Here is an 18,216-nt window from a genome sequence, read left to right as displayed (position 1 = left end):
GATCAGGCCTGTGCGGGCGCGGTCTTCACGCGAAAGAGCTGCTTGAGACCGGCGAACAGCGGCGCCTTCACCGTGCCCGGCGCACGGCCGAAGCTTTCGGTGATGCGGTCGAGAATGATCGCGAGCAGCACGACCGACAGACCGCTTTCGAAACCGAGGCCGATGTCGAGGCGCTGAATACTCGCGAGCACGTCGTTGCCGAGGCCGCCCGCGCCGACCATCGACGCAATGATCACCATCGACAGCGCCATCATGATCGTCTGGTTCACGCCCTGCATGATCGACGGCAGCGCGTTCGGGAACTGCACCTTGTACAGCAGCTGCCAGGGCGTGCAACCGAAGGCCTGGCCGGCTTCGACGATCTCGCGGTTCACGTGGCGGATACCGAGGCTCGTCAGGCGCACCGCCGGCGGCATCGCGAAGATCACCGTCGACAGGATCCCCGGCACGCGACCGAGACCGAACAGCATCGCGGCCGGAATCAGGTAGACGAAGGCCGGCATCGTCTGCATCAGGTCGAGGATCGGGCGCACGATCGCGGCGACCCACTTGCTCTTCGCGGCCCAGATGCCGAGCGGAATGCCGAGCACGAGGCTGATGATCGTCGACGACAGCGTGAGGCCGAGCGTGATGATGGTCTGATCCCAGAAGCCGGTGGCAAAGATCAGCAGCAGCGACGCGGTGGTGAACAGCGCGAAGCGCCAGCCCACCCGCCACAGTCCGACGCCGATGAAGATCGCCATCATCAGCCACATCGGGATCGCCTGCAGGCCATGCTCGACGAATGCGGCGAGCCCCTCGATCGCTTGACCGATCGCGTCGAACGTCTTCGCGTCGTGGTCGAGCAGGTAGTGAACGGACTGGTCGACCCAGGTACCGAGCGGAATCATTTCAGACATGGGAACCTCGCGAACGCGTGATGGCTTTCAGGATGAGCGCACGATCGACCGAGCCGCAGTAGCAGCCGTCGTCGTCCACGACGGGCAGCGCATTCGGGCTCGCGACCACACGTGCGACGACATGTTCGAGCGACGCGTCGTGCCGGATGCTTTCGATCGGCCGCACCGACGGCGTGTCCTGGCCGATCGCTTCGCGCGTGACGAAGCCGCGGATCTTGCGCTGGGCGTCGAGCACGAACGCATAGTCGGCACTGCCGTTCAGCGTCGCCGCGACGTTCGCGGCATCGCACTTCGACACGATCGGCACGGCGCCCGTCTGCATCAGGTCGCCGGCCGTCAGGTAGCGGCTCGTGTCGATGCCGTCGAAGAACGCGCGGACGTAATCGTCGGCCGGGTTCGCGATGATGTCCTGCGGCGTGCCGACCTGCACGAGCCGGCCGCCTTCCATGATCGCGATGCGGTTGCCGATGCGCAGCGCTTCCTCCAGATCGTGCGACACGAACATGATCGTGCGGCGCTGTTCCTTCTGCAGTTGCAGCAACACGTCCTGCATTTCGCGGCGCTTGAGCGGATCGAGCGCGGAGAACGCCTCGTCCATGATCATCAGCGACGGGTTCACGGCCAGCGCGCGGGCCAGGCCGACGCGCTGCTGCATCCCGCCCGACAGCTCGGACGGCAGCTTGTGCGAGAACGGCGCGAGGCCGACCTGCTCGAGCACTTCCATCGCCCGGCGCTCACGCTCCTTCTTGCCGACGCCGGCGACCTCCAGGCCGAATGCGGCATTCGACACCACGGTGCGATGCGGCATCAGCGCGAACGACTGGAACACCATGCTCATGTCCTTGCGGCGCAGCGCGGTCAGCGCCGAGCGGCGCGCCGATGCGACGTCGAGCCCGTCGATCATCACCTTGCCGGCGCTTGGATCGACCAGCCGGTTCACGAGGCGGATCAACGTGGACTTGCCGGAGCCGGACAGGCCCATCAGCACAAAAATTTCGCCTTCCTGCACATCGAAGGAGACGTTGTGCACGCCGACGACCTGACCGGTGCGCTTGAGCACATCGTCTTTCGTCGCGCCGGCGGCGAGCATGTCGAGCGCCTGCTGCGGGTTGCTTCCAAACACCTTGCACAGACCTTCGACCACGACCTTGGGGGCATCCATCGAAACCTTCTCCTCGTGTAGCGGGGACTCGCGCTTGTCATAGCGTGCCTACATAGTTGCCAGAAAAAACCCCGACCTGCCGACGAATTACGACAAACGCTTGCGCAAATACGACACACCCTCCAGCCCCGCCTGGCGGGCCGCGCCGCGCGGCGGCACCCGATTGCGGCGGTGCAATACGCGCACACCCAGCAACGACGGGCATCCCCCGCCGGACTTGTGCGCAGCAGCGCGGCACGCATCGCATGAGTTTTTGCGCCAACGCGCCTCGGCCGCGCGTCGCTTTGCGACAAATCCGCGTCCGATCCGGCGGCGCTCTGTTCAGACGAAAACATCCATCGCATTCACCGGTAAAAAGCATGACCGTGCAAAAAGCCGCGCGACGACACCGGACGGCGCACGCCGCGATACCGCCCCTACCCCGGAAATCCGCGACGGTCCGCTGTGTTACATTCCCCGCAAGCACGTTGAGCGCGACGTCGCCGCGGGCCTTTCGCACGAGAGGCCACCCACGCGGCACGCGCCTGCCGGTTCGCCTGCCGGCCGCGCTGAAACCGCCTCGATCCGGTGCGATCCTCGATCGAAGGACGATAACGATAGCGAGAGGGAGCAAGGCGTTGAACTGGGCATTCGCCGTAATCGGTTTCGTCGTGGGCGGCATCGCCGCCTTGATCGGGGATTTCTCGGCCGCGAGCGGTGCGCTGCTCGGAGCCGCCGCCGGGTTCGCCATCGGTCGCGCACTTCAGCAACGCCATCCCAGGAACACGCCCGCCGCTCGGGATGCGTTCGCGCTGTCCGCGACATCGCCCTCCGCGCCCTTGCCGCTCGCCGATCGCGTCGCGCGCCTCGAGGCGACCGTCGACACGCTCACGCGCGAACTCGACTCGCTGCGCGCCCAGCTGGCCGGCGCGAAGGCTGGTGCGGCGACCGCCGGAAACGTCGCGCAAACGGTGCCGGCCGGTGCGGCAACCGCGCCGCCGTCGACGCCCGTCCCGCCACCGCCGGTACAGTCCGCACAACCTGCCGCCGCACGAGCAGACACATCGGCCGCCGCCTCGATCCCGGCGCCTGCCGCGACGCCCGCGCCGGCCACCGCGGCGCGTCCGGCCGTACCCGCGTCGGCTCCCGTCGGCCCGACGGCAAGTCCCGCCGCCGCACCCGCCCGCCCTGCCCCGCCCGCGCCGCGCGAACCCGGCCTCGTCGACCGCGCATTCGGCGCCGCGCGCGACTGGCTGCTCGGCGGCAACACGGTCGTGCGCGTCGGCATCATCGTGCTGTTCTTCGGCGTCGCGTTCCTGCTCAAGTACGCGGCCGACAACAACATGCTGCCGATCGAATTCCGCCTCGCGGGCACCGCGCTCGCCGCGGCCGCGTTGCTCGCGATCGGCTGGCGCGTGCGCGCACGCCGCGCCGCGTACGGCCTCGTGCTGCAAGGCGGCGGCATCGGCATCCTGTACCTGACGATCTTCGCCGCGACCAAGCTTTACGCGCTGCTTCCGGTCGGCGCCGCGTTTCCGCTGATGGTCGCGGTCTGCGCGCTGAGCGCGTTCCTCGCGGTGCGGCAGAACGCGCTGCCGCTCGCGTTCATGGGCAGCGCGGGCGGCTTCCTCGCACCGGTGCTGCTGTCGACGGGCCAGGGCAACCACGTCGCGCTGTTCAGCTACTACGCGCTGCTGAACGCGGGCATCTTCGCGATCGCGTGGTTCAAGGCATGGCGTCCGCTGAACCTGCTCGGCTTCGTCTTCACGTTCACGATCGGCTCGGCCTGGGGCGTGACGGCCTACCGTCCCGCGCTGTTCGCGAGCACCGAACCGTTCCTGATCCTGTTCTTCCTGATGTATGTCGGCATCGCGCTGCTGTATGCGCTGAAACGCGAAATCGCGTTGCGGCACTACGTGGACGGCACGCTCGTGTTCGGCACGCCGATCGTCGCGACCGCGCTGCAGGCGTCGCTCGTGAAAGGCATGCCGTTCGGGCTCGCATGGAGCGCGGTCGCGCTGTCGGCGTTCTACGTTGCGGTCGCGGCCTGGCTCGCGCGGCGCCGCGACCGCCTCGGGCTGCTGTTCGAATCGATGCTCGCGCTCGCGGTGATCTTCGCGACGCTGGCCGTGCCGCTCGCGTTTTCGGGGCCGACAACGAGCGCCGCGTGGGCGATCGAAGGCGCGGCCATCGTGTGGCTCGGCGTGCGCCAGAAGCGTCTGCTGCCGTTCGGCTTCGGGTTGTTGATGCAGATCGCCGCGGCCGGCGCGTTCTTCACGAGCCTGCTCGGGCCGGCCGACGCCACCGCGCTGCCGGTGCTCAACAGCCCGTACATCGCGATGCTGCTGATCGCGCTCGCCGGGCTGTTCACCGGCTGGTGGCTGCACGGGCGCGACGAAGCGCGCGCGTGGCACGCGTGGATGCCGGAAATCGGCGTCGCGGCCGCTGCATGGGGGCTGCTGTGGTGGGTCAGCGGCGGGCTGCACGAGATCCTCGTCCATGCAAGCCGCCACGTCGATCTGCATGCCGACCGCTTCGTCGTCGACACGACCGCGCTGTTCGCGGCCGGCACCGCGTGGCTCGCGCACGTCGCGCGCCGCAAGCTCGCGTGGCCGCTCGCCGAATGGCCCGCGCTCGCGCTCACGCCGGTGCTGGCGCTGCTCGCGCTGCGCGCGTTCGATGCGCATGAAGCCCCGCTGTCGGGTATCGGCGCATTCGCGTGGCCCGTTGCCGTCGGCGCGGGGCTTGCATTGCTGTGGCGGCAGGCGCGCGGCCCGGCTCGCGCCGATGCCGGGAGCGGCACGGTGCCATCGATTGCCGCCGGCATCGTCGCGCCGCTGCATACGCTGATGTTCTGGACCCTGTGCGGGCTGCTGTCGCTCGAAGGCTTCTGGCGCCTGCGCGCGTTCGTCCCCGAAGGCGCATGGAGCTGGAGCGCATGGGCATACGGCTTCGGCGCGCTGCTCCTGCTCGTGTCGGGCCCCGGCGCGCGGCTGCGCTGGCCGGTCGCGGCGTTCCCGCGCGCGTACCAGGTGTGGGGCGCCGCGCCGCTCGCCGCGCTGCTGTGGTTATGGAGCATCGCGAGCACGGTCAGCGACGGCAGCGCGGCCCCCCTCTTCTGGCTGCCGCTGCTCAATCCGCTCGACATCGCGCAGTGTCTCGTCTTCGTCGCGTTCGCCGCGTGGCTGCGCCGCCTGAAAGCGCTCGGCATCGCGTGGCATCCGCGCGTGGTCGACTATGCGGCGATCGCGACCGTGTTCCTGTGGTTCAACGCGCTGATGCTGCGCACGCTGCATCACCGCTTCCACACCGGTTACGACCTCGACACCGTGCTGTCGTCGTTCGGCATCCAGCAGGTGTTCATGGTCGGCTGGAGCCTGTTCGCGTTCGCCGGGATGTGGCTGACGCGCCGCGACGGCATCGCCCGTATCTGCGCATTCGCGTCGCTGCCGCTGATCGTCGTGATGTGGATGTGGACCTTCTATGCGAACTTCACGCAGGACGGCGGAAGCTGGGCGCGCGTGCCGCTCTTCAACCCGCTCGATCTCGTGCTAGCAGTCGTCTATGCGCTCGCCGCGTCGTGGTTCATCCGCGCGCGCAAGCTCGGCGGGTCGTTCGGCAAGTATCGCGTCGCGCTGCTGAGCGCGGCCGGCGCCACCGCGTTCCTGTGGCTGAACGCGATCCTGCTGCGCACGCTGCATCACTGGGCAGGCGTGCCGTACGAATTCGGCGCGATGGCGGAATCGACGCTCGTGCAGGCCTCGGTATCCGTGTACTGGACGCTCTGCGCGCTCGCGATCGCGATCTGGGCCACGCGCCGCGGGCTGCGTCCGCTGTGGTTCGTCGGCGCCGCGCTGCTCGCGCTCACGGTCGTCAAGCTGTTCCTGTTCGACCTGTCGCACGTGACCGGCATCGAGCGCATCGTGTCGTTCATCGGCATCGGCGTGCTGCTGCTGTTGATCGGCTATTTCTCGCCGATGCCGCCGAAAGCCGCCGCACAACAGGACGAGCAGTCATGAAGCGACTCGCCGCCCTGCTCGGACTGGGCCTGCTCGCGTCGTTCGCGGCGGCCGACGGCATGCCGGACGTCGCACGCGTGACACAACGCTTCGCGCTCGACCTCGACGGCAGCGCCGCGTATTACCAGCTCACCGTGCCGCAGCTCGTGTATGCGGCGAGCCGGCGCGACGATCTCGGCGACGTGCGCATCTTCAACGGCGCGGGCGAACCGGTGCCGTATTCGCTCGACGCCCCCATCGCGGCCGCGCTCGCGGTACCACCGACGCGCACGCCGGTGCACTGGTTTCCGCTGCCGCCGGCCCGCACCGACAACGGCGGCGCGCCGCTCGGCGTGACGGTCGGCCCGGACGGCGCGCTGCGCGCGGCAAGCACCGCGCCGGCGCGCACGAAACATGGCGCCGATCTCGTCGACCTGTCGCATACGGACGGCACCATCGACGCGCTGCTCGTGCATGTGGGCGACGACCGCTACCAGGGACGTGTCGCGATCGAAGCGAGCGACGACCTGCGCAGCTGGCGGTCGCTCGGCAGCACGCAACTGCTGAAAGTCGGCCACGGCGACGACATGCTGGTGCAGGAGCGCATCGCACTCGAAGGCGCGGCGCCCCGCTACCTGCGGCTGGACTGGCTCGACGACGCACCCGCGATCGCGTCGATCGACGTGGAGACGCATCCGCGTGACGCTCGCGGAACCGATACCGCGTCCGTGCCGCGCCAATGGCGCAACGCCGTGCGCGTGCGCGCCGGCGATACGCCCGGCGAGTATCTGTTCGACACCGATGGCGCCTATCCGGTCGATCGCGTGCGCATCGACCTGCCGCAACCGAATACGGTTGCGCGCGCGACGTTGCAGAGCCGCTCCGACGCGCAGGCGCCGTGGCGCGACGTCGCGGGCGCCGTGCTGTTCCGGCTGCAGGGCAAGGCCGGCGAGCAGCGCAATCCGCCGCTCGAGTTCGCGGCGAATACGGACCGTGCATGGCGGATCGTCGTCGACATGCGTAACGGCGGGTTCGGCGGCGGGCAGCCGGCCGTCGCGATCGGCTGGCATCCGGCCGCGCTGACCTTCGTCGCGCGCGGCACACCGCCGTTTACGCTCGGTGTCGGCGACGCGTCGCTCGTGTCGTCGGCGGTGAGCCGCGAGGCGCTGCTGGTCGGCATGGCGCCCGAAGTGCGGCCCGCACGGGTCGGCGCGGCGCTGCCGGTATCGGCGGTCGCACCGGCGCCCGCCGATACCGACGCGACTCGCCGCTTCGTGCTGTGGGGCGCGCTGGTCGTCGCGGTCGGCGTGCTCGGCACGATCGCGTGGCGACTCGCGAAAGGCGGCGGCGACTCGCGCGGCCGCGACGCGTGACGCCGCGCGTCTTTATGCAGCGTTTATTAGGCACGCCCGTTTCTTTCGAAGGTCGCAACGCGTAACTGCGTACAGTCGTCGCATCGGAACCACGACGCGACGACATGCAGGAAACCTGTCCATCGCACGACCGGCCGGCACTGCGCACACGTCCGTGCCCGACGCTGCCGTTGAAACGGCTTGCGCTGCTTTTCCCGTTCGCGCTGTCACTGTCGGTCGCGCTGCCCGCGCACGCCGACGACACGCCGGCCGTGCCCGTGACCGCCGCCAGCACGCCCGCCGCGTCGCCGTCGCCCACCCTCGACACGATCGTCACCGCACTGCGCAACCGCTTTCACGTCGCGTATGCCGAAGCCTGCACGATCGCGCGCGCGGTGCAGACCGAATCGGACCGCTACGGGCTCGCACCGGCGCTGCTGCTCGCGATCATCGCGGTCGAATCGGGCTTCGATCGCCACGCGACCAGCGTCGCGGGTGCGCGCGGGCTGATGCAGGTGCTGCCCGCCGCGCACCGCGACCTCGTCGCGCATGTGAAAGACCTGTCCGATCCGGCGACCAATGTGCGGATCGGTGCGGCGATCTTCCGCGGCTATCTCGACGATGCGGACGGCGACGTCGAAACCGCGCTCGTGCGCTACAACGGCGGCACGAAACGCTATGCGCGGCGCGTCGCGCTGCGCGTGCAGCAATTCGATGCGCAATTGCGCCGGTCGAACGGCACCCCGGCCGATGCACTGCGGACGGCCGCGAATCCCTGAGCGCGACGCGCGACACCAGGGGGCGCCGAAAGCGTCTTCGCGGCCCCGCCGTGTTTCGCGCTGTGCGGTAATGCAGCCGGCGCTTCGACCTGGATGAACAGCGCGGCGCTTCGAGCAAGCGTCGGCGGGATGCTGCCGACGTACGTGCAAAACATCACCGGATGGCGGAACAGCGCACGCGGCGCGAGTCATGTCACATGAGCCACATGAGCCACATGAGCGAGAGGCATGGTGGGCGTCCTCTTGCCGGTGCGTCGCGCGACGGCTGCCTGCGTGCAACCGCACGAGCCGCGTCCGGGTTCCATACGACCATCTTATGAAGGTTCGCGTGAAGACCGCGGCAAAGGATCACGCCAGCGCATAAAAAGCGCGTAAACGTCCGTTCGCCGCGACGCGGCGGGGGTGTATCGAGGGCCGTACACGAGCGGGAGCGCCACACTCCGCTCACGTGACGCCTACGCGGCAAAAACCGGAAAGGGAACCGGGGCGCGGCGCTCAGCCGAACGTGTAGCGCCCGTGCTGGCGCGGCCGCCACGGCGACGAGCGGCAGCTTGCGGCACCGGCCGCACGACGCGCGGCCCAGCCCGCGCCGCGGCGCACGTGCAGATCGCGCCGGGCCACCGCGGCCACGCGCGACGGCAACCCATACGCAAGACGCCGCACGGCCGCGACCCGTGCGGCCAGCCGCGACACCGGCGACACACGCCGCGCAACGTGCGCGACGGGCCGCTTGCAGAGAATCGCGCTGTCGTAGCGCTTGCCGGCAAAACGCATCACGTCGACGACCTCGAAGCCCTGCGCGCCGTAGAACGCCAGCAAGTGCGCGGCGGGATGCGGCGTATCGAGTGCGAGCAGCGTGTAGCCGCGCAACGCGGCCCACTGCTCCGCGAACGACAACAGCAACGCGCCGATCCCGCGGCTTTGACAATCGGGGTCCACCGCCACCTGGCGCACGCTCGCGACGCCTTCGCGCCGGTACAGCGAGCATGCGGAGGACGGATCGGTCGCATACAGCGTCGCGGTGCCGACGACGCGCCCGCCACGGACGGCGACGTAGCACTCGCCGGCTTCCGCGCGGCGGCGCGTGACGTCCTCGTCCTGATCGACGCACGTGCAGTTCAGCCCCATCGCGCCGAGCCGCGCGAAGGCGCGATGCAGCATCGGCGTGAGTTGCGCATAGCTGTCGAATGCCGGATCGAAACGCCGTACGACCACCCGGTCGGCGCTCACGAAAGGCGGCGCGACGGAAGGACGTTCGGCGATCGCGTTCCAGGGTATCGACATGGCCATGCTCCGTGATGGGGATGCCCGAAGTCTATGAGCGCGCCAGCCGCTGTCGCAAGAAAAAATGTCGTAAAAGTTTGGGGAAGCGGGCGTGGCGGACGCGATGAAAAAGGTACGTCCCGCAACGCCGCACGTGTCGTTGCAAACCCCTGAAATCACACCGATCGTTGTTCGCGCAAGCACCCCGTCACGCGGCGATATCGATGCCGGGCACGCATGCCGTTGACACGTGCGGCGACGCGCTCCAGACTCGCTGCTCCCATACCGCAATGCGAGTGTTCATGGTCACCTGCTTCCTTCGCTACGTCATCGATCCGTACAAGCTCGCCGAGTTCGAAACCTACGGCAAGATGTGGATTCCGCTCGTCGAAAAGTTCGGCGGCACGCATCACGGCTACTTCCTGCCGTCCGAAGGCGCGAACGACATCGCGCTCGCGATGTTCTCGTTCCCGAGTCTCGCCGAATACGAGCGCTACCGCGAACGCTCGATGGAGGATCCGGCCTGCCAGGCCGCGTTCCGCTACGCGGAGGAAACGCGCTGCATCGTCCGCTATGAGCGCAGCTTCTTCCGGCCGGTATTCGAATAACGCGTCACGACCGAAAGCATCGCGCCCCGTTTTCCGGCCATCCTCGATGAACCAAAAAAAAGCCCCGCCTGCATCCGCGCGGCGGGGCCAACCCATGTCAGTAGAGACATCATGGAGGAGACGGATTCATCTTATCGACCTTGGCGCACCGTCCCAACCAAGCATTTCTGCTATCGATTTGCGCGGCCTCGCACACGTTTGCCCCGTCGCGCGGCATATCGATAGAACGAAAAGTCGTTTTCAGAGTGGCGGCGGGGTCGTTACCATCTGGTTTTAAGCCTGTGCTTAGCCGGGCAAGCCATCCCCCAGGAGCGCCCCTTGACTGCATTCGATCAACACCGCCGCCCGTTCGTCGTCGGTATCGGCGGCACCACCCGAGCCGCGTCGTCCACCGAACGCGCGCTGACGTTCGCGCTGCGCGGTGCACAGGCTGCCGGCGCACGAACGCGCCTGTTCGACGGCCCGTTCCTGCATACGCTGCCGCACTACGCCCCCGAACACAAAACGCTGACCGACGCGCAGCGCGAACTGATCGACGCCGTGCGCCAGGCCGACGCGATCATCATCGCGACGCCCGGCTATCACGGCGGCGTCTCCGGTCTCGTGAAGAACGCGCTCGACACGCTCGAGGAACTGCGCGCCGACGAACGCCCCTATCTCGACGGCCGCGCGGTCGGCCTGATCGTCACCGCTTACGGCTGGCAGGCGGCCGGCACCGTGCTCACGTCGGTGCGGTCGATCGTCCATGCGCTGCGCGGCTGGCCGACGCCGTTCGGCGCGACCGTGAACACGCTCGAAACACGCTTCGAAAGCGCCGACGACTGCTCGGATCCGAAAGTCGCCGCGCAGCTCGAGACGGTCGGCGCGCAAGCGGCCGAGTTTGCGCTCGCCTTCGCATCGCATCGGGCGGCGTCGCACGCGGCATCGGTCGATGCGCTCGCCCCCGTGCTGAAGATCGCCAACCAGTAATCTCCGCCGCATTACGTCGCGCGCGCCCGGCCGACAAGGTTCGACGGGCGCGCGCGGCGCGTTTTCCGATGCGCGACCGCCGGCCGCGCACGCCGTCGTCTCCCCTGCGTCGCCCTTCCCCCGCGTCCCCCCTCGATAACGATTCGGCCTGCCGCGTGATTAGCATTGGCCGAAAGATTGGTTCACGGCGCCGGCAGGTTTTCGTACGCTGAAAGTCCGAACTTTCTCCGCGCATGCCATGAACCGTACGATCCGCTACAAGGGCTATGAAGTCGCTCCCGCCGCTGCCCGGTTGCCGAACGGGCTGTTCGCCGCCAACCTGACGATCGAGCGGGCGAGCGGCGGGCCGTCGCCGCGCTCCGTGTCGTTCGATGCAATCGATTTCTTCTTCGAGGAGGAGCACGCGCTCGCCTATGCGTCGCGCTGGGGCCGCCTCTGGGTCGACACCAACGCGTGACGTCCGCCGGGCCGGTGTGCACATGGCCACTCGAAAATACGCGATTACGGAAGCTGTGCAAGAATCTTTCGATCCGCAATCGCATAACAATAGCCATGAGTGACACGCTGCAGGAAGAGCACGCAGCCGCAGATCACGCAATGCGCAACTGGACCTTCGAGAGGCAAGGTCCGGTCCGGATCGGTTCCGATGCGCACATGCAGATGTTCTGCCGCATGCTGCTCGACACACACAATCCGTACAAGCCGGCCGTGATCGACTGGCCGCCGCTCAAGCCCGACGAACTTCGGCGGCTCACGTCGCTGCCGATCTGGGACATCGCGGTGCAAACCGAAGGCCGTGCGTCGATCCGCGTCGCGACCTACGCGGCGACGGTCGGCGATCCGCTGCTGCGCCGCGCGCTCGAGATGGACGGCAACGAGGAAGCCCGCCACAAGGTCGTGCTGTCGAAGCTCGTCGAGGCTTACGGCATCCGGCTCGCGCCGGAGCCGCCCTACCCGGCGCCGACCGATCCCGAATGGTCGTGGATGATGACGGGCTTCAGCGAATGCATCGACAGCTTCTTCGCATTCGGCCTGTTCCGCTCCGCGCAGCGCTCCGGTTATTTCCCGCCCGAGCTCGTCGACACCTTCGAGCCCGTGATCCAGGAAGAAGGCCGCCATATCCTGTTCTTCGTGAACTGGTATGCGTGGTACTGGCGCACGATGCCGTGGTGGCGCCGGCCGTGGTTCTTCGCGCGTGTCGCGGCGGTGTGGGTGCAATTGATTCGCGACCGCATGAACATCGCGCGCGGCATCGATGCGAATGGCGCCGCGCGCGACGCGAACTTCCCGGCGACCGGCACTGCGGATATCGGCGACGCGCTGAACCCGCGCGAGCTGATCGAGCTGTGTCTGGCCGAGAACGACCGGCGGATGGCCGGGTACGACGAGCGCCTGCTGCGCCCGATGTTCGTGCCACGCATGGCGCGGTTCGCGCTGCGGTTTCTGAAGAAGTAAGACCGGAGGATTGCCCGGTTGCCGGGTCCGGCAACCGGCGATCGCCGCGTCTGCGGAACACCGTCACAGGCACGCTCGAGGTTCGCAAATGCCGCCCCTCGGCCGGCACTCGCTACCGCTACGACCGAATCGCTTTCAGGCCCTGCATTTTCTTGACATGCGTCGTCACGCCAACGTAGGTTATGTTCCGCGATGACAAGCCGGCGTTGGCCGTACCGGGGATGTCGCCGCACGCGTCGCGACAGGGCTGACGGTTCGTGAGTCAGGCCATGGCGCGGCCGGATCGTCAAGCCTCCCCTATACTACTCAGGATTCCAAATGAAATCGATTTCCCATGCCGTGGCCGGGATCGTCCTTGCCGGCGCCGCCGGCACCACATTCGCCGCCGGCTCCTCCATCTCGTTGCAATGCAGTTCGCCCTCCGGTGGCCAATGCACCGCCACCGGCACGACAACGCCTTTGAACATCCCGTCGACGAACCTTGTCTTCATGTGGCAAGGCCGCAATATCACGATGACTCCAATCGACGCGCATACGGTCAACGTTCAGTGCCTGACCAATCAGGCCGGGTTGCTGACCGCGCTGGCCGGATCGAGTGCGACGCAGGGGCCGTCCGCCACCGTGGCCATCGACTGTACGCCCGCAGTGAGACCGTGACGGCGGCCGCGCTCGTTCGGCAAGTCGGCATGTAGACACAAAGGATCGCCCGTGCTTCCGGGACGGGGCACGGCATCGAACCCGCGTTGTTCCGCCTTGGCCAGCAGTTGTCGGTTTGAAGCTTCGACGCGTCGAGCGCGCGTAGCCGCCATATGTCGCGTCCCCGACACAGTTGTACCCGCCCTTTTTTATGCGGCACACGGGCCAATTGTCACCCCTGATCTGACAATTTGGGGGGCCCTGCCGACATGCCCTGCCGGCGCGTTCAACAATCTGTCGTTACCCCGCCACAGGGCGGCCTCCCGCCGATTGTCCCGCCCATCCCGCTCCACTTACACGCCGATATCGTCAATAGGACAAATCCGAAAAAGAATGCTTGGGCGCTGATCAATTGCTCCGTAGCACTTTTTTACAACTTTGGCGAACCTGCCGGCCCGGAACGCCCGTCAGACGGGCACCGGCGTCGGCCAGGATGCGCAATTCAGCACAGTCGGATATTCAATATATTCAATTAAATTGATTTTCACGAAATCAATTAAAATAAAAATCAATTTGATATAAATCTCAAATTAACAGGTTAACAAGATTTCAAAGACATTATCCATCGGCCGGCAAATTAACCTTACATTGCTGAAAGAATTTTCCGATGCGCAAACGTTTGCTATTTCATTTGTCTTACTTTTGAGGCGTTCGCTTGTGTAACCCAGCCCACACAACAAGTGTAAGTACATGATTTTCATACCAAAATAATGATAGCCCCAAGCAAGCCAGAACCCAACGAGACACATTCTTACATCTTTCAAAATCATTCTTCATTGACACACGGAAACGCGGTTCATTAACCATCCTTTAACTTTCAAAACCGTCTATTTATCACTTTTTATCAATCTATAAAAACCACCTCCAATAAACTCCGCCCATCAATTTTGAGATTCGCGCGAGCGCACGGAGCATTCCTCTAACAAAAGAGACCGGTGTGTGGCGTGCACATTTGGAGGTAGCAGGACATGAACCGCACATACCGCTCGATCTGGAACGAAGCTCTTGGCGCCTGGGTCGCGGCATCGGAACACGATTCGGCCCGGGGCAAGCCGAACAAGTCGGCCGTCGTGAAGGCCGTTGCAGCCGCCGTTCTCGTCGCGGGGGCGGGCGTCGCGCATGCGCAGTATGTAGCAGGCAACGGCGGGGGCGGCGTCTCCGCAACGGGCGCACAGGCGATCGCAATTGGCGGTAACAACGGGAGCACCACGACGGCCAGTGGTTCGACGTCGATTGCAATCGGCGCGAACGCAACGGCGTCGGGCAACTATTCGCAGGCTTTCGGTCAGGCCACGACGGCGACCGGCGCAAGCGCGATCGGTATCGGCTCGGGCGCAAAGGCGCTGAACACGGGGGCGACGGCGGTCGGCAACGACTCCACGGCGTCGGGCAGCAGTTCGATCGCAATCGGCGGCGGCAACAGTTCGGGCTCGGGCGGTGCCGTTGCAGCCGGCACCAACGCCATTGCTTTGGGCCGCTTTTCCAACGTCAACTCGGCAACGACGTCGGGTATCGCGATCGGCTCGAACGCGGTCGTCACGTCGGCAGGCACCAACGGCACGGCACTTGGTTCGGCGGCCACCGCGGCCGGCTCCGGCGCGTCCGCCATCGGCAATGCCGCGACGGCAACCGGCACCAACGCCCTGGCACTCGGCGGCACGGCCAACTACGCGTCCAGCGTCGCGATCGGTGCAGGCAGCGTGACCGGCGCTACGGCACCGAGCGGGACGGGCTACCTCACCGGCAGCGCCGCACCGCTGTCGGAAGTGTCCGTCGGCAGTTCGACGGCACTGCGCCGCATCACCAACGTCGCCGACGGCTCGGCACCGCAGGACGCGGTCACCGTCGCCCAGCTCAGCACCGGCATGAGCACGACCACGAGCGCGATCGGCAGCCTGTCGACTTCGACGTCGACCGGCCTGTCGTCGGCAAACAGCTCGATTTCGTCGCTCTCGACCTCGACCTCGACTGGCATCAACTCGCTGTCCACGGGCATCAGCTCGGCCAATAGCTCGGTTACGTCGCTTTCGTCCTCCACGTCGACCGGCCTTTCGTCGGCGAATAGCTCGATCCGTTCGCTGTCGACTTCCACGTCAACCGGCCTCTCGTCGGCCAACAGCTCGATCACTTCGCTGTCGACGTCGACCTCGACCGGCATCAACTCGTTGTCCACGGGCATCAGCTCGGCAAACAGCTCGGTTACGTCGCTTTCGTCGTCCACGTCGACGGGTCTGTCGTCAGCTAACAGTTCGATCACGTCGCTGTCCACCTCGACCTCGACCGGCATTAACTCGTTGTCCACGGGCATCAGCTCGGCCAATAGCTCGGTCACGTCGCTGTCGTCGTCCACGTCGACGGGCTTGTCGTCGGCCAACAGCTCGATCACTTCGCTGTCGACCTCAACCTCGACCGGCATCAACTCGTTGTCCACGGGCATCAGCTCGGCCAATAGCTCGGTCACGTCTCTGTCGTCGTCCACGTCGACGGGTCTGTCGTCGGCCAACAGCTCGATCACCTCGCTGTCGACCTCGACTTCGACCGGCATTAACTCGTTGTCCACGGGCATCAGCTCGGCTAACAGCTCGGTCACGTCGCTGTCGTCGTCCACCTCGACGGGCCTGTCGTCGGCCAACAGCTCGATCACCTCGCTGTCGACCTCGACCTCGACCGGCATTAACTCGTTGTCCACGGGCATCAGCTCGGCCAATAGCTCGGTCACGTCGCTTTCGTCGTCCACCTCGACGGGTCTGTCATCGGCCAACAGCTCGATCACTTCGCTGTCGACCTCGACCTCGACCGGCATCAACTCGCTGTCCACGGGCATCAGCTCGGCCAATAGCTCGGTCACGTCTCTGTCGTCGTCCACGTCGACCGGCCTCTCGTCGGCCAACAGCTCGATCACTTCGCTGTCGACCTCAACCTCGACCGGCATCAACTCGTTGTCCACGGGCATCAGCTCGGCCAATAGCTCGGTCACGTCTCTGTCGTCGTCCACGTCGACGGGTCTGTCGTCGGCCAACAGCTCGATCACCTCGCTGTCGACCTCAACCTCGACCGGCATCAACTCGCTGTCCACGGGCATCAGCTCGGCTAACAGCTCGGTTACGTCGCTGTCGTCGTCCACGTCGACGGGCCTCTCGTCGGCCAACAGCTCGATCACGTCGCTTTCGACCTCCACGTCGACGGGTCTGTCATCGGCCAACAGCTCGATCCTGTCTCTGTCCACGTCGACCTCGACCGGTATCTCGTCGCTGTCCACCGGTCTCAGCTCCTCCACCAGCTCGATCACCTCGCTGTCCACGTCGACCTCGACCGCGATCGAAGCCGCCAAGACGCATTACTACAGCGTCAACGACGGTGGTACGCAACAGGCCAACTACAACAACAACGGCGCGACCGGCGTCAATTCGCTCGCCGCCGGCGTGGCCGCCAGCGCCGCGGGTACGAGCAGCGTCGCAGTCGGCGACACCGCGAACGCGAAGGCAAACGGTGCAGTCGCGATCGGCCAGAACGCGACGGCCAACAACGCCGGCGACGTTGCACTCGGCAGCGGCTCCACGACGGCGGCGCCGAACCCGACGCCGACCGGCACTGTCGGTGGCGTGACGGCGACGTTCCAAGGCGGCAATCCGACCAGCGTGGTCAGCGTGGGTGCGCCTGGCGCCGAGCGTCAGGTGACCAATGTCGCGGCCGGTCGGATCGCCGCGAACAGCACCGATGCGATCAACGGCTCGCAACTCTACGCTACCAATTCGGTCGTGGACTCGCTGTCGACGACGGTGTCGACGTCGGGCAGCGCCATCGCGTCGCTGTCGACCGGTATCACGTCGCTGTCGACGGGCCTCAGCTCGACCAACAGCTCGGTTACCTCGCTGTCGACCTCGACGTCGACGGGCCTCTCGTCGGCCAACAGCTCGATCACTTCGCTGTCCACCTCGACCTCGACCGGCTTGTCGTCGGCCAATAGCTCGATCACCTCGCTGTCCACCTCGACGTCGACGGGCCTCTCGTCGGCCAATAGCTCGATCACTTCGCTGTCCACCTCGACCTCGACCGGCTTGTCGTCGGCCAATAGCTCGATCACCTCGCTGTCCACCTCGACGTCGACGGGCCTCTCGTCGGCCAATAGCTCGATCACCTCGCTGTCGACCTCGACGTCGACGGGGCTCTCGTCGGCCAACAGCTCGATCACTTCGCTGTCGACGTCGACGTCGACGGGTCTGTCCTCGGCGAACAGCTCGATCACGTCCCTGTCGACCTCGACCTCGACGGGTCTCTCGTCGGCCAATAGCTCGATCACCTCGCTGTCGACTTCGACCTCGACTGGCCTCTCGTCGGCGAACAGCTCGATCACTTCGCTGTCCACCTCGACCTCGACCGGCTTGTCGTCGGCCAATAGCTCGATCACCTCGCTGTCGACCTCGACGTCGACGGGGCTCTCGTCGGCCAACAGCTCGATCACTTCGCTGTCGACGTCGACGTCGACGGGTCTGTCCTCGGCGAACAGCTCGATCACGTCCCTGTCGACCTCGACCTCGACGGGCCTCTCGTCGGCTAACAGCTCGATCGATTCGCTGTCGACTTCGACCTCGACCGGCCTGTCGTCGGCTAACAGCTCGATCACGTCGCTGTCCACCTCGACCTCGACGGGCCTCTCGTCCACGAATAGCTCGATCACGTCGCTGTCCACGTCGACCTCGACGGGCCTGTCCTCGGCGAACAGCTCGATCACTTCGCTGTCCACCTCGACCTCGACGGGTCTGTCGTCGGCCAACAGCTCGATCACCTCGCTGTCGACCTCGACGTCGACGGGCCTCTCGTCGGCCAACAGCTCGATCACTTCGCTGTCCACCTCGACCTCGACCGGCCTGTCGTCGGCTAACAGCTCGATCACGTCGCTGTCGACCTCGACCTCGACCGGTCTCTCGTCGGCGAACAGCTCGATCACGTCGCTGTCGACCTCGACCTCGACCGGTCTCTCGTCGGCGAACAGCTCGATCACGTCGCTGTCGACCTCGACCTCGACCGGTCTCTCGTCGGCGAACAGCTCGATCAC

The 18,216-nt window shown here is 66.3% G+C and carries 11 protein-coding genes and 1 pseudogene; 9 read left to right on the top strand and 3 right to left on the bottom strand.

Annotated elements, in window-relative coordinates; genetic code table 11:
* Positions 1-2: 2 nt before the first annotated feature.
* Both choW and HWX00_RS14695 read right to left on the bottom strand, forming a co-directional pair.
* Positions 3-899: a choline ABC transporter permease subunit gene (gene choW, locus HWX00_RS14700; RefSeq protein ID WP_034186004.1), complete on the bottom strand. Its 897-nt coding sequence runs from the start codon at positions 897-899 to the stop codon at positions 3-5.
* A pseudogene (locus tag HWX00_RS14695) lies at positions 892-2,183 on the bottom strand (quaternary amine ABC transporter ATP-binding protein); the annotation flags it as partial. The gene choW and the pseudogene HWX00_RS14695, both read right to left, overlap by 8 nt.
* Positions 2,184-2,678: 495 nt before the next feature.
* Here HWX00_RS14695 and HWX00_RS14690 point away from each other — a divergent pair.
* The 3 genes from HWX00_RS14690 to HWX00_RS14680 all read left to right on the top strand — a co-directional run bounded on the left by HWX00_RS14690 (position 2,679) and on the right by HWX00_RS14680 (position 8,169).
* Positions 2,679-6,059, top strand: coding sequence for a DUF2339 domain-containing protein (locus tag HWX00_RS14690; protein WP_175868120.1), 3,381 nt, complete (start codon positions 2,679-2,681; stop codon positions 6,057-6,059).
* Positions 6,056-7,411: a DUF3999 domain-containing protein gene (locus tag HWX00_RS14685; protein ID WP_175029298.1), complete on the top strand. Its 1,356-nt coding sequence runs from the start codon at positions 6,056-6,058 to the stop codon at positions 7,409-7,411. The genes HWX00_RS14690 and HWX00_RS14685 overlap by 4 nt, the downstream gene beginning before the upstream one ends.
* A gap of 104 nt (positions 7,412-7,515) precedes the next feature.
* Entirely contained in the window at positions 7,516-8,169 is a 654-nt protein-coding gene (locus tag HWX00_RS14680; RefSeq protein ID WP_175029297.1) for a lytic transglycosylase domain-containing protein, read from the top strand.
* Positions 8,170-8,664: 495 nt separating this feature from the next.
* On the opposite strand, the gene HWX00_RS14675 is transcribed toward HWX00_RS14680, so the two are convergent.
* Entirely contained in the window at positions 8,665-9,453 is a 789-nt protein-coding gene (locus tag HWX00_RS14675; RefSeq protein ID WP_049028849.1) for a GNAT family N-acetyltransferase, read from the bottom strand.
* 281 nt (positions 9,454-9,734) lie between these two features.
* Here HWX00_RS14675 and HWX00_RS14670 point away from each other — a divergent pair, with 281 nt between their 5' ends.
* The 6 genes from HWX00_RS14670 to HWX00_RS14645 form a co-directional block, all read left to right on the top strand.
* Positions 9,735-10,040, top strand: a complete 306-nt coding sequence (locus HWX00_RS14670; protein ID WP_049028850.1) for an NIPSNAP family protein — start codon at positions 9,735-9,737, stop codon at positions 10,038-10,040.
* A 318-nt stretch (positions 10,041-10,358) separates the two neighbouring features.
* Positions 10,359-11,009 (top strand): NADPH-dependent FMN reductase, encoded by a 651-nt coding sequence (locus tag HWX00_RS14665; RefSeq protein ID WP_034185998.1) that lies wholly within the window; start codon positions 10,359-10,361, stop codon positions 11,007-11,009.
* Positions 11,010-11,247: 238 nt separating this feature from the next.
* On the top strand, positions 11,248-11,466 hold the full coding sequence (locus HWX00_RS14660; protein ID WP_006480563.1) for a hypothetical protein: 219 nt from the start codon (positions 11,248-11,250) through the stop codon (positions 11,464-11,466).
* Between the two features lie 95 nt (positions 11,467-11,561).
* Positions 11,562-12,464, top strand: coding sequence for a hypothetical protein (locus HWX00_RS14655; RefSeq protein WP_034185997.1), 903 nt, complete (start codon positions 11,562-11,564; stop codon positions 12,462-12,464).
* A 318-nt stretch (positions 12,465-12,782) separates the two neighbouring features.
* A complete protein-coding gene (locus HWX00_RS14650) occupies positions 12,783-13,121 on the top strand; it encodes a hypothetical protein (protein ID WP_034185996.1) in 339 nt (112 codons plus the stop codon).
* A gap of 1,007 nt (positions 13,122-14,128) precedes the next feature.
* A partial coding sequence (locus HWX00_RS14645; protein ID WP_279612810.1) for an ESPR-type extended signal peptide-containing protein occupies positions 14,129-18,216 on the top strand: 4,088 nt, incomplete at its 3' end.

The organism is Burkholderia seminalis DSM 23518 (assembly GCF_902832885.1).
GTDB classification, from domain to species: domain Bacteria; phylum Pseudomonadota; class Gammaproteobacteria; order Burkholderiales; family Burkholderiaceae; genus Burkholderia; species Burkholderia seminalis.
Note: the sequence above shows the minus strand (reverse complement) of the source record. Positions and strands in the feature narration are given on the sequence as shown.

Coding starts and splice junctions, on each gene's coding strand:
- HWX00_RS14660 (WP_006480563.1), top strand. CDS start 11,248: ATGAACCGTACGATCCGCTACAAGGGCTATGAAGTCGCTCCCGCCGCT.
- HWX00_RS14675 (WP_049028849.1), bottom strand. CDS start 9,453: ATGTCGATACCCTGGAACGCGATCGCCGAACGTCCTTCCGTCGCGCCG.
- HWX00_RS14655 (WP_034185997.1), top strand. CDS start 11,562: ATGAGTGACACGCTGCAGGAAGAGCACGCAGCCGCAGATCACGCAATG.
- choW (WP_034186004.1), bottom strand. CDS start 899: ATGTCTGAAATGATTCCGCTCGGTACCTGGGTCGACCAGTCCGTTCAC.
- HWX00_RS14680 (WP_175029297.1), top strand. CDS start 7,516: ATGCAGGAAACCTGTCCATCGCACGACCGGCCGGCACTGCGCACACGT.
- HWX00_RS14650 (WP_034185996.1), top strand. CDS start 12,783: ATGAAATCGATTTCCCATGCCGTGGCCGGGATCGTCCTTGCCGGCGCC.
- HWX00_RS14670 (WP_049028850.1), top strand. CDS start 9,735: ATGGTCACCTGCTTCCTTCGCTACGTCATCGATCCGTACAAGCTCGCC.
- HWX00_RS14685 (WP_175029298.1), top strand. CDS start 6,056: ATGAAGCGACTCGCCGCCCTGCTCGGACTGGGCCTGCTCGCGTCGTTC.